The organism is Bacteroides sp. BFG-637 (assembly GCF_024793605.1).
Taxonomy (GTDB): domain Bacteria; phylum Bacteroidota; class Bacteroidia; order Bacteroidales; family Bacteroidaceae; genus Bacteroides; species Bacteroides vicugnae.
Window position 1 is genome coordinate 3,130,220 of the sequence record NZ_JANUPD010000002.1, and the last position, 13,815, is coordinate 3,144,034.

5 protein-coding genes and 1 pseudogene are annotated in these 13,815 nt (G+C 41.4%); 3 read left to right on the top strand and 3 right to left on the bottom strand.

Features of this window, described 5'->3' with window-relative positions:
• Positions 1 to 83: 83 nt before the first annotated feature.
• The gene (locus NXX38_RS12075; RefSeq protein ID WP_258979586.1) at positions 84 to 1,439 is read left to right on the top strand and encodes a pectinesterase family protein; all 1,356 of its coding nucleotides are present in this window, start codon (positions 84 to 86) and stop codon (positions 1,437 to 1,439) included.
• 48 nt (positions 1,440 to 1,487) lie between these two features.
• Positions 1,488 to 3,065: a glycoside hydrolase family 28 protein gene (locus NXX38_RS12080; RefSeq protein WP_371826259.1), complete on the top strand. Its 1,578-nt coding sequence runs from the start codon at positions 1,488 to 1,490 to the stop codon at positions 3,063 to 3,065.
• 209 nt (positions 3,066 to 3,274) lie between these two features.
• Here NXX38_RS12080 and NXX38_RS12085 read toward each other — a convergent pair whose 3' ends face one another.
• Both NXX38_RS12085 and xyl3A read right to left on the bottom strand, forming a co-directional pair.
• Positions 3,275 to 4,426: an ISAs1 family transposase gene (locus NXX38_RS12085; protein WP_099147672.1), complete on the bottom strand. Its 1,152-nt coding sequence runs from the start codon at positions 4,424 to 4,426 to the stop codon at positions 3,275 to 3,277.
• Between the two features lie 832 nt (positions 4,427 to 5,258).
• Complete coding sequence (gene xyl3A, locus NXX38_RS12090; RefSeq protein WP_258979587.1) at positions 5,259 to 7,850, bottom strand: xylan 1,4-beta-xylosidase; 2,592 nt, start codon at positions 7,848 to 7,850, stop codon at positions 5,259 to 5,261.
• Positions 7,851 to 8,262: 412 nt separating this feature from the next.
• On the opposite strand from xyl3A, the gene NXX38_RS12095 reads away from it, so the two are divergent.
• Positions 8,263 to 9,030 carry a class I SAM-dependent methyltransferase gene (locus NXX38_RS12095; protein WP_258979588.1) on the top strand — a complete coding sequence of 256 codons (768 nt, stop codon included), beginning with the start codon at positions 8,263 to 8,265 and terminating at the stop codon, positions 9,028 to 9,030.
• Between the two features lie 133 nt (positions 9,031 to 9,163).
• On the opposite strand, the pseudogene NXX38_RS12100 reads toward NXX38_RS12095, so the two are convergent.
• A pseudogene (locus tag NXX38_RS12100) lies at positions 9,164 to 13,503 on the bottom strand (two-component regulator propeller domain-containing protein).
• Between the last annotated feature and the right edge of the window lie 312 nt (positions 13,504 to 13,815).

Sequence of the window (13,815 nt, forward strand, 5' to 3'; positions counted from 1 at the left end):
CGTTTTTCTGAAAACAAATGGCCCTTGGGAAAAGAAACCGGGGGCTGTTTTTTTCCTCTATATAAAATTTACACAATTGAAGTATGAAGAAGATACAATGCATTTTACAGGGAGTCATCTTGCTGTTCTCCTTGTGTTCCCCAGTCTGGGGTGCTGATGGGAGGGGGCATATAGATAGGAATCATTCCGGTGAAAGTAATTCTCCTTTTCAGGCTGTAGTGGCAAGAGATGGCAGTGGTGATTACAGAACGGTGCAAGAGGCTATTGATGCCGCACCCGAAAATTCAAAGACGCCTTGGTGTATATTTGTGAAGAATGGGTCTTATCGAGAGTACCTATTTATACCAAAGACAAAAACATTCATCCATTTGATAGGACAGGACAAAGATAAAACCATCATTCACCACAGTCTGAATGTGGGTGGCAAACCAGAGGCTACTTCGACAGATACGGACTATTGGAGACATTCTGTTCATAATCCGGAATCGGATGTCTATAAATACGATGGCAGTGTAGTGAAGATTGAAGCGCCTGATTTCTATTCGGAAAACATCTCTTATGTTAACGACTGGGGAGTGGATAGCCAGAAAGGGCCGCAAGCTTTGGCAATGAGCAGTCAGGCGGATCGTATCGCATTTAATAATTGTAACTTCCGTTCTTTTCAGGATACATGGATGACTTCAGGCAATGATACTGCACGACATTACGTCAAAGATTGTTGGATTGAAGGAGCGGTAGATTATTTCTATGGCGGAGGAAATGTACTGGCGGAAAATTGTACTTTCTATAATACTCGTAGCGGTGCTATTATTGTAGCTCCTTGTCATAAGGATGCGAAATGGGGGTATGTTTTCAGAGACTGTACGATAGATGGTAACGAAGCGGCGGCTAATGTAAAGAAGTGGGGGGTGAAACTGGGACGTCCGTGGCATAATTCGCCAAAGACGGTTTATATTCACACTACTATGAACATTCCTATTTCTCCTGAAGGTTGGGCAAATATGGGTGCGATCCCTGCTTTGTTTGCCGAATATGACAGTCGGGATGCCGCGGGTAATGTCCTGCAACTGGATCAGCGTAAGACGGAATATGAGGGACGTGGTGAGAATGCTCCGAAAGGAACCAGTCGTGCGGTGATTACGGCAGAAGAGGCTGCTACTTATACTTATGAGAATATAATTCCCGGAACAGATCAGTGGAATCCCCGCGTGATGATGGAAAAACTTCCTGCTCCGAAGGGGCTTAAAAGAAAAGGCCGGAGACTGGAGTGGAAAAGTGTGAAGGATGCGACGGGGTATATTGTTTTCAGTGGAGACAGGGTAGTAGGTATGACACGTGGAATGTATCTGACTCTTCCTGAATATCCGGTGATGATATTGCAAGTTTGTGCCGTGAATCAGTATGGTTCTTTGGGAAATAAGGCGATTCTTTCCCGTTGAAAATAAATAGTATATTTCAATAGGTTTTGATACATAATAAAGATAAGTATGAATAGATTTTTGAAAAAGGATTTCAGAGTAATGCTGATGGGACTCTTGTTATTGGCATCTTGTCAGGCATATTCAAACTCGGAGGATCAAACGATAGAAATGGAAGATTTATATAAAGACCTTCCTTTCTCCATGCCTAAAGTGGAACGTCCCGTTTTCCCCGATTATCAGGTGAGTATCTGTGATTTTGGAGCGAAAAGCAATGGTGTGACGCTGAATACAGAGGCTATTAACAAGGCTATTAAAGCGGTTCACGACAAAGGCGGGGGCAAAGTGATCATTCCGGAAGGCTTATGGCTGACAGGTCCCATTGTTTTGCAGAGTAACGTCAATTTGCACGCTGAAAAGAATGCTTTGATTGTATTCAGTAGTGATACTTCTTTATATCCAATCGTCACGACTTCGTTTGAAGGATTGGATACGCGACGTTGCCAGTCGCCTATCTCGGCAATAAATGCGGAAAACATAGCCATCACCGGCTACGGTGTTTTCGATGGGGCGGGAGACCGGTGGCGTCCCGTCAAGAAGGATAAGATGACGGATAGACAATGGAAAAAGTTGCTCCAATCCGGCGGTAAGGTAGATGAAAGCGGCAAGGTGTGGTATCCTGATGAAGGTGCTTTAAAGGCTTCCGTGCTTATGGCAGACTGGGGAAATAAGCGTCCGGACATGGATATAAAAGAATGGGAAAAAATGAAAAGCTGGTTGCGCCCTGTTCTGCTAAGCATTGTGAAGAGCAAAAAGGTGCTTCTGGAAGGCGTGACCTTTAAAAATTCTCCGAATTGGTGCCTTCATCCTTTGTCTTGCGAATCCCTGACGTTGAATGATGTAAAGGTGTTCAATCCGTGGTACTCGCAGAATGGGGATGCGCTCGATGTGGAATCCTGCAAGAATGTGCTGATAACGAACTGTTTCTTCGACGCGGGTGACGATGCAATCTGTCTGAAATCGGGAAAGGATAAAGACGGTCGCAGGCGTGGAGAGCCTTGCGAGAATGTGATTGTGAAAAACAATACCGTGTTGCACGGTCATGGCGGATTCGTCATTGGTAGCGAAATGTCCGGCGGCGTGAAGAATGTGTATGTATCCGAATGTTCGTTTATCGGTACGGATGTAGGGCTGCGGTTCAAGAGTGTCCGCGGTCGTGGCGGTGTTGTGGAGAATATCTATATCAACCATATCAATATGATAGACATTCCGAATGATGCCTTGATTGCCGACTTGTATTATGCCACCAAAGGTGCTCCGGGCGGGCCTGTGCCGGATGTTACCGAAGAAACTCCGGCATTCAGGAACATACATATCTCGGACGTGTTCTGCAAGGGAGCCGGACGGGCGGTGTATCTGAACGGACTTCCCGAAATGCCGATTGAGAACATTTCCATAAAGAATATGGTGGTAACGGGCGCGAAGCAAGGTATCGTAATTAATAAAGTTGCAAAGATTAGCATAGAGAATGTGGATATAGAAACTCCCGATGATTCGATGATACAGATAGAGAATACAACAGGTATTACTATCAATGGCAAAGAATATGGGACAATTTCAGAAAAACGGCTGCTTACAAAGAATTAATAGAGTTCAAATTAAGGGTTGGATAACAGCTTGTCCAACCCTTTTCTCATAGGTTCCGAGGTGTTTCTCATCTTATTCTCATACTCCTTTCCTTCTTCAGTTTAATTGGCAACTTTCTGTTGTTTATAGCTTTTCTGTGTATTATTTACCGTATACTTATCTGTTTTTCCTTCATCATAACCGTTTTTTCTTACCACAGGGCAGACGCATTAAAAATCATTATCCTGTAAAAGTTTTGATAAATATTTTTCATCCCACCCAGCTTTTAGCCTTTTTAGATTCATACTTCCTTTAGTTGTTTTATCCTTCTTCAGGATAGTAAGTGCCATTTTTGTTGCTGCGGAAAAGTTTCTGGCTGCATTTTTGACCTTTTTACTATAGTCTTCTCGAAAGGTAACATCCAGTTGCCAATGCAGATTATTTTCAATAGACCAATGCTGTCTGATGGCAGAGGAAATTTCGTCCGGTTTGGTATTATCCATTGAAGTTACATAGTATCTTACCTCTTGTGTATATTCTCCTGTTGCCACTATTGTTCTTTCCGATTTTATCCCAACAACAGACTTCAGTCCCACAAGTTTCTTTTTAAACATTTTTTCCATTATAGGTCCATAACTAACTACAGTACAAGTTCTTGTCTCTATCCTTCCATGTCCGGTATTTTGAGACACATGCCTGGTGACTCTATTGATTATTTCGTCTTTATCCTGATAATCTTCAATGATCTGTTTGGCCAGTTGATAGTTTTTCTTCTTGTTATCCTTTATAGCTATAATATAATTTGCGTCACGCTCAATGATGGTCCGTGTTATATCTGTCTGGCAGCCCATCGCGTCAATTGTGACAATGCAATCATTGAGATCCAAAGAGTTTAGTAACAATGGAATAGCGGTAATTTCATTACTTTTATCATCCACCTTCACTTGTCCTAAAGAAATTCCATTGGCAGCGGACCATGCGGAAACCATCCATAATTTGAATCCTTCCTTTCCCGTCGTATGTTCTCCGTCACATTTACTTGGACCACGCATAAGTTTGCCATCTATAGCTATAACCCCTTTCACCTCCTGACAGACTTGTTTGACCCAATTACGGAAGATCAACTCAAAATATTCGGGCTTTATGATGCTAAAGAATCTATTAAAAGTATCATGGCTGGGGATGAACTCCAGATTAGGTATGCGACTTTTGAAAAAAGCAATTTTGGCATTGCCAAATTCCTCAATCTCATTCCAGGATTGGGCACCACAAATTACAGCAGCAATGGATATATAGACGATGGTTTCCATTTTATGGACTTTTTTACGGTTCATTCTAGGATCTTCTATTTGTTTACAAAGGTCAATTATCCCTATTTTCATGTTAGTTTATGTTTTATAATATCTTATAAAGATAAGGAAAATAGTCGAAATAAGAAAGAATTAATAAGTTAATAATCAATTATATAAATAGAATGAAAACAGGAGTAGGATAGTAAAAAATATAATGCGTCTGCCCTGTTTCTTACCACTATCCGGTTTGTTGCACTCTAGTGAACAGATCGTTGCATTCCAGTGAACGGTTCTTTCCACTAGAGTGCAAGGATCTGTTCACTGGAGTGCAACAATTGGTTTCCTCCTTAGAAAAAACGGTATTATCCATTGATTAATAACTTATTAACGAGTACATTTCATATAAACAAACAATGAATTGTTTGCAAAATGTCATTGCTGTAGGAATAAAAGCAGTACACACGAAAAGAAGCAATAAGTTCTGTTGATGGGAAATCAATCCTCCGGATACACTATGAGAAATGCCTCCAGTAAGTATGAGAAATGAGGTAAAATCCGGGGTGTTTGGCCAAAAAACTATGAGAAATGCCTATTTAGAAATCATTTCTCATAGACTATCTGTTTGACAGTCTTTGCTTTATACGAATACTATGAGAATATGAGAAATGAAAAAGAAAAATCTTTTGCAGGAGAAAAGCGAAAGTTGACAGAAAAAATGGTGTTTAATTCCTAGGCCGATCTATTCCAAGTTATTCCAATCATTTGGTTCTGTTATAAAATCTAATAATGCCTCCTAAAAATAACGACGGTTAATTTCACGGCGGTTAATTTTCGCCATTACTTGCTGTTATAGTCTGCCCTCATAGCTATATCCCCGATGAATAAAGGGATTAAAGTAGCTTATGAGGGCATGAGGGTAAAATTATAAAATCTTTATAGAGAGTGATTGCAAATCGTCGGCGGATGAACTGCTACCATAAAGTACCTTGTATGTTCCGGTCAAAGGACGCATCGTATTAGTGGCGGTATCAAACCACTCGAATGATTCGTAGGGAAGCTCGATTGTTACATTTTCGGTCTTGCTTTTGGATATGTTGACCCGTTGGAAACCACGAAGAGTTTTTTGCGGACCTTCTTTGTCGTCAGGACGGCAGATGTATACTTGAACCACTTCTTCACCGTCTCTCTGTCCGACGTTACTTACTGGGATAGTAAGGATGGCTTTTTCGCCTTTGGCTAGTTTCGACTGGTTCAGTGTGGCTTTCCCATAAGAGAAATGGGTATAACTTAAACCGTAGCCGAATGGATAAAGAGGAGTTTCCGCCATGAAACGATAAGTACGTCCCTTCATCGAATAGTCTTCATAGTCCGGTAATTGCTGCAAACCTTTATAGAAAGTGATAGGCAGACGTCCGGCAGGATTGTAATCTCCGAAAAGAACATCAGCAACGGCTGTTCCACCTGCCTGTCCGGGATACCATGCTTGCAGGATAGCATCGCAATTCAGCGTTTCGGGCACGATGGCCATCGCCGAACCGGAGAAATTGACGAATACTGTTTTCTTTCCATTCTTTTTCAGAAGAGCAAGAACTTCGCGCTGGATGGCGGGTAATTCGATTTCTGTACGGTCGCCACCTTTGAATCCGGGATCGGATACCCGCATGGATTCTCCTTCCAACAGGGGAGAGATACCTCCGGCAAAGATAACTACATCTGCGCTTTGCAACTTGTTCAGGATTTCACGGGCATCCATAGGAGTTTGTTTCGCCAGGTCGAAGTTCAGTGCAGGATTGTCTTTTACTTGAATAAAATGCAACTCAATGTCGTAACTCTTTCCTGCTTCGTAGTTGAAAGAATACAGATTGGTATGATTCTTGATGTTGGTGGCTTCAGCTATTTGCTTGCCGTTGAGGAATAAAGTGACTCCTCCGTTCGTCATCACGCGGAAAGTGGCGGCACCGGAATCCACCGGGCGGAAAGTGGAACGATAGATGGCGGTGAAGTTTTTCAATCCTACACCGGGAGCAAATACGGTAGAACCTTCGGCACTGAAATGGAAAGGAGTGGTCAGGCGGTCGGTTGCGGCAATCTTGCCTTTGTATTCGCGGTTATTCCAGTAGGTGGCGTTGAATCCGGCTTCTCCGTCGATACTGCACTGGTTGAACAGGCTGTGCAGGGTGGTGTCGTTTGTATATCCGCATACAGGTTCGTAGATGATTTGTGCGTCGGGCAGTTTGGCGCGTATTCCTTCCAGTAAAGTAACGGTATGTGAAGGGAAGCCGTTGTAGTTGCCCCATTGCATGACCGAGTCATTGGCATTGGGGCCGATGACTGCCACTTTCATCTGGCGGTTTAATGGAAGGATATTGTTTTTGTTTTGGAGCAATACCAGACTCTCATGTGCCATTTTCAGTGCCAGTTCTTTGTGTTTGGGACAGTCGATAACAGAAAATGGAATGTTACTCCAAGGATGAGTCGGATTCATTTCTCCCAGTTCAAAGCGGGCCTTCAGTAGTCTTTTGACTGATGTGTTGATTTTCTCTTCCGAAATCAGCCCTTTTTTCACAGCATCGGTGATGCTTTTGAAGTTGCCGCCACATTCGAGATCCGTTCCGCTTAAAACAGCGTCGGCAGAGGCATGGGTGGCATCGGGATGTGTTTCATGTTTTTTGCGCTGGAAGAAGTCTCCGATTGCTCCGCAGTCGGAGACTACGATTCCTTTGAATCCCCAGTCGTTGCGGAGAATTTGGGTTAACAGACGATTGCTGCCGTAGCAGGGATCGCCCTCGAAACGATTGTAGGCGCACATCACTTCTTTAACTCCTGCTTTTTGTACCAGTTCCTTGAAGGCAGGCAGATAGGTTTCCCATAAATCTCTGGGTGCGATGTTTTCTGCGTTGAAGCTGTGACGGTTCCATTCGGGACCCGAGTGCACGGCAAAGTGTTTGGCGCAGGCGTGAAGTTTGTCATATTCGGCATCTTCCGGTCCTTGCAGGCCTCTGACTACTGCCATTCCCATCCGACCGCTCAAGTAAGGGTCTTCGCCATAGGTTTCCTGTCCCCGTCCCCAGCGGGGGTCGCGGAAGATATTGACGTTGGGAGTCCACATGGTCAGTCCCTGATAACGTTTATAATGTCCTTTTTCATTGAATTGGCGGTTCTTGGCACGTGCTTCATCGGATACGGCATCAAAGACTTCATATAGTAATGCATCGTTGAAAGAAGCGGCCATACCGATGGTTTGCGGAAAGACAGTAGCCAGTCCGGCACGGGCAACGCCATGAAGGGCCTCGTTCCACCATTCATACGGCTTAATGCCAAGCCGGGGAATAGCCGGTGAATTGTTTTGCATCAACGCCACTTTTTCTTCTAATGTGAGGCGTTGAAGTAAATCATCCGCCCGTTGTTCCACAGTCAGCTTCGTGTCCTGATAGGGATACTTGCTGGGTTGTTGTGCCTGTACATTTACCCCTTGAATTCCGATAAAACAGGCAATGATCCATTGCTTTTTCATTTTCTAGTTTTTTTGGTTTTTAGATTTGAGACTGCAATAGTACGCCCTTTTCAATCTTTTTGTGGGGAATATCCGGTAGAAAAGGAGGATTTCCTATGCAAGGCTTATTTGGAGCCGATAAATCCATAGACCTGTTCAAAGATAAAAACATTTTGTTGAATATAGTATAAGTTTTACAATGTAAATAGAATGATACCGAAATGTTGGTTTAATGCTTATATCAGAGATCTGTCTTGTTGAAATTTGAGTTTTTAAAAGATAATCATAGCTGGCTTATAGATATTTACTACATTTGCGAACGACCGGTAATATTTCCGGTTATTTATAGAATATCCTTTTGGTACATTGTACGTTGGGGATATTCTTGTTTGTATAAGAAATAATAGTAAATAATGGATATTGGAGGAGGCAAATGAATAGTGATTATAAAGTTGGCGATTTAATTTATGATGCAAATATTTATGATGGAATGAATACCAGCATGGATGATTTGCAATTTTATAAGCGATGGTTACCTAAAAACAAGGATGCCCGAATACTTGAGCTTTGCTGTGGAACTGGCAGACTTACTCTTCCTATTGCAAAGGATGGATATGATATAAGTGGGGTTGATTACACTGCTTCAATGCTTCACCAAGCTAAGATGAAAGCTTCCGAAGCAGGATTAAGAATCAATTTCATTCAGGCGGATATCAGGACGCTGGATTTACAGGAGAAGTACGACCTTATTTTTATTCCATTTAATTCGATCCATCATTTATATGAGAATGAAGATTTATTAAAGGTACTTCATGTCGTTAAAAATCACCTCAAAGACGGAGGCTTATTTCTGTTGGATTGTTTTAATCCGAATATTCGGTATATAGTTGAAGGTGAGAAAGAGCAGCAGGAAATAGCCACGTATACAACTGATGATGGAAGAGAAGTCTCGATAAAGCAGACAATGCGATATGAAAATAAAACCCAGATTAATCGGATCGAATGGCATTATTTTATCAATGGTGAATTCAATTCTATTCAAAATCTGGATATGAGAATGTTTTTCCCTCAAGAGTTGGATTCATATTTGGAATGGAATGGTTTTAGTATTATTCATAAATATGGAGGATTTGAAGAAGAAGTATTTAATGATGATTCGGAAAAACAGGTGTTTGTTTGTCAATGTAAGTTTGGGTATTGATGTGTTGTTGACAGGCAAATCTCTTTATCTTGTATGAAAAGTCCCTTTATATCAGTTTACTCTATCGAATTTTGATTGATCGAATAATGAGACAACCGGGTATAAAGGGACTTTTTATATTCTTATCAAAGAGTTATTTTTTTCTCTCTTTGTATTCTGACGGGGTAATTCCTATCACTTTCTTGAAGCACTTGCTGAAATATTTCGGATCGTTGAATCCCGTCATATATGCTACTTGGGAGAAGTTATATTCGTCGCTGTCAATCAGTTGTACGGCACGTTTGATACGTATTTCCCGTATAAAGTCAACAGGTGTCAGTCCGACGATTGATTTTAATTTCCGGTAGAAGATTGTACGGCTAAGCATCAACTGTTCTGCAAATTCGTCAATCGTTAGTTCGGCATTGTCCATCTGTTCTTCCATGTATGCCATTACTTTTTCCATAAATTGCTCGTCGTATGGAGTAATCTGTGGTTGTGAAGGAGTCAGAGGATCGGGAGAAGAGGTATTCTTTCCTTCCATCAGTCTATTCATATAGAGCTCCTGCAATGCTTTGCGTTGTCGTAACAAGGAGGCTACACGGGTCTTTAGATAAGTAGCACTGAAAGGTTTGGTGATATAATCGTCAATGCCTTGTTCTAATCCGGCGATACGGTCGTCCAGAGAGGCTTTGGCAGATAATACGATGATGGGGATATGGCAAATATTGTTGTTCTCTTTGATTTGCCTGATCATTTCTAAACCGTCCATTACCGGCATCATAACATCACTGATAATAAGATCGGGCAGATCGTCAACAGCATGTTGCAATCCCTCTTCACCATTGGAAGCTGTGATTACCGTATAATTCTCCGATAAAATACTTTTCAGAAAAGCCTTTAACTCTTCATTATCTTCTACCACCAGTATGGAGAAACTATCCGAATTAGTCTCAAGGTCTTCTTTTTTTCCACCTCTTCCGGTGCTTTCATGCTATCGACGGGATGAGGCGCTGAACGCTGGCTATCATTCAGGATAAATTCTACCTGCACATCCTCTTCGAAAATTTCCCGTTGTAAAGGCAAGCTTACTGTAAAACGGCTGCCTACTCCGGGTTGACTATTTACTGTAATAGTGCCATGATGCATTTCCACCATCTCTTTCACGAGAGACAGTCCGATTCCGGAAGATGGTTGCAGAATATTCTGTTTTACCAATGACTCGAAACGTTGGAACAAGGAATGTTGCTTTTCTACTGCAATTCCGATTCCTTCGTCTGCAACCTCTATCTCTACCGTCTTCTCTTTCGTTGTGATATGAACGGTGATCGATTTGTCGGCAGGTGTATACTTGAATGCATTGGAAAGCAGATTGAAGAATATCTTTTCAAACTTGTCTCTGTCCACCCAGCTATACACCGATTGGATGGTAGAAGTCAGCTGATAGTTTATGTTCTTTTCTTCGGCTATCAGTTTGAAGCTACTCATCACCTTTTGCAGAAGTGGAATCAAATCGGTTTCTTCAATCAGTAGTTTCATTTTCTGATTCTGAATCTTGCGGAAATCCAGAATCTGATTCATCAGTCGGAGCATGCGCTCTGTGTTCTGATGTACCAAAGTCAAGTGTTCACGGGCAGAAGGAGAAAGAGGTTCATTCTCTAATACCTCTGTCACAGGACTACTGATTAAAGTCAGCGGAGTGCGTAATTCATGAGATATGTCAGTAAAGAATCGCAGTTTGATATTTGCTAATTGTTGTTCCATATCCACTCTGTGGCGTAACCGGTAGATGTAAAATAATACATATACGATGCTTGCTGTAAAGAGTGTGAATAGAATGAAATAGAGCAGCCATGCCCAGTAGGTTTCCCAAAAGGTGGGGAGTACATGTATAGATAGAGTCCGTACATTGTCCACCCAGACCCCGTCACTGTTTGTTGACTTTATCTGCAACTGATATTTGCCTGCAGGTAAGTTGATGTAGCTAGCGGAACGGTTATTATCTGCTTCATTCCATTCTTTCTCTAATCCTTGCAGGCGATAAGCATATAGAATCCCTTTCGGATTGACATAATCAAGCGCAGCAAACTGGAAAGTTACATTCCTTTGCGACGGTTCCAGTTCCAATTCTTCCAGATTGTCAATGGAGTGATCGGTAAGGTGTCCTTGAATCTTGAGTCCTGTAAACACAATAGGAGGAACATAGCTACTCTTCCGCATCTTCTCCGGAGAAACTTCCAGAAAGCCTTTATCAGTTCCCAATACAATTTGGTTACGGGCATTGATGATAGGAAGAGCTTCGGAGAAATTGAACTCCTGATAGATGGAACTTAATTCATAGTTCTCAAAAGTTTCTTTGGCCGGATCGAACTTGGAGAGCGCAATCTCCGAAACAACCCATAATTGATTCTGTGCATCTTCAATGATTGATAGTGCCAAGTCGGAGGCCAACCCGTTGTTCTTGTCGTAGTTCTTGAATTGGATATGATCGCTAAGCAGGTTGGGAGATATCACTTTGTTTACACCTCCGGTAAAGCTGATGACATAAGTGGTTTTATTCTTGTCTGTATAGATATGCATGATATCATTGGCACTAAGACTGTTTTTATCTCCCGGCCTATGGATATTCCGGTAGAATTTAATTTCTTCCAGACGTTCGAAGTTGTTTGAGAATGTAAGCAGCCCGTTAGTCGTTCCCACCAAAATCACTCCTCCCGGAGCTTCTGCAATATTGCGTACTTTCATACCGTAAGCTATGGGATAGTTTCTTAATTCATTATTACTATGAATAAAGGATGTTTTTCCATCTTTATCCTGTGTCAGCATATTTAAACCGCCCCCATAACATCCCACCCAAATGTTGTTGCGACTGTCCTGAAAGATGGCATAAATGCTATTGCTGCTTAAACTATAAGGATCGTTTGGCTGGTGTTCAAAATGGTGAATAGAATAATGATTTACTCCTGTCTTTTTGAGTTGGAAAAGTCCGATATCTTTAGTCCCCAACCAGATATTTCCATCTTTATCTTCCAGAATGGAATATACTCCATTATAGAACGACTGTTTTTCTTTAATGATATTTCCTTGTTTGGATAAATATCCCGCCAAGCTACCATCCGGTGCAAATATCTGGATATAATTAGATTTCGATGCTGTCCATAGACGTTGATTGCTGTCTTGCAGGAAGGCACGTGTTTCCGCCTCGTAATCAGTCAAGTTAAATTGATAACTCTGTGGAAAGAAGCATAGTTTTTCTACGCCGCGTGCTGTTGCAAACCAGCAGTTTCCCTGATTATCCAATGTATAAGACCTGACTAACGGACTGAAAATAGACTTGGGATTATTGATATCCGTAAGAAGCGGTTTGAGAGTTCTTTCTTTCCGGTCATAGTAGCAAAAGTTTCCTTCCGTGGGGAGTAGCCATAGGTTTTTCGCATTGTCTTCAAAAATAAGTTTGCGACTTTTACGCCCATGCTTGATAATCTCATCTTTGGGAGTGAACAGATGCTCTTTTTCATGGGTCGCGAGGTTAAGATGAACAATCCCCGGATCTTTTGAAAAGATCCAGATATCTCCCAAGTGGTCTTGATAGACAGATTCCACATCGTTGGAAGTTTGGGTAGCTGTACGGATGTCTATTTGCTGGAAACTATTCTTCGGGATAGAATATAAAATGAGTCCATTGTCCGTTCCCAATGCCAGCATATCTTTTCCTATGGCAGTGACATTGTTTATTTTATGATGGGGATAAGGAATGTCTACGAATTTCAGTTTTTTAGTGTGGAAGTTATATCTGGCTAACTTGTCATTTTCTGCAATCAGATAGATGGTTTCTTTTATTTGAGTGATAAACTGGAAAGGAAAGTCAGTATCCAGTGTTTTCTTTCCTATGATAGAAACACCTTTGTCCGTCAATATCCATTCATCTTCTTCAGAGTCTTGATAAACGCTCAATATCTGATCTCCTTTCAGATTGTGGTTGGAAGTTGAATAAAGAGTGATACCTTCTCCTTTTTTACATCGTTGTTCGTCTACTCTGAAAGCATATCCGTTTTTACAGAGAATCCAGGCGATCCCTTTCTCCAGCGAATAAATACGCGTGACATCATTTGTTTGTTTCGTGGCAAGCTCAATAGGTTGGAGGACATCGATAAACTTCTCGGTTTCCACATCAAAAAGACAAGCTTGTCCATCGTAAGTGGGACACCATATATCTCCGTATTTGCTTTCTGAAATAGTCCCCATGCGATTGCTTCCAAATGCATATTTACTTTCTTGCGAAGTTTTATAAGTCTTAAACGTGTATCCGTCAAATTTGTTAAGCCCATTCCAGGTACTAAACCAAACAAGCCCTTTCTGATCCTGTAATATGCTCATCACTACTCCTTGAGCGAGACCGTCACTTACCGAAAAGTGTTTAACCTGACAGATGGGTTGAGCGGTTAGAATGATTGTTATTGTCAGAAAAAGAAATAGAATATGGAGCCGTTTCATAGTAGTTGTTTTAATGTTTGTAGCAAAAATAGAGAAAACAAAGCAGAATAGAAAGATAGATAGGTGGTTTGAACGAATAATACTCGTTTTTGCCTATTTTTTCCTCTTCTTGCTATATAGCTCTGATTTCTATTTTGTGTTTTAGATAAAGTCAAGGAATCATATTAGTAAAAAATCCTCTTTATAATCTTAATTCAGATTATAAAGAGGATAATTTTATTGACAAGAGTTGCATGGGGTATGGTGAGATGAAATCATAATTGGGGAATAAATTGCACAAGACTTTCACAAGTATCCTCCTGCCAATGCCTA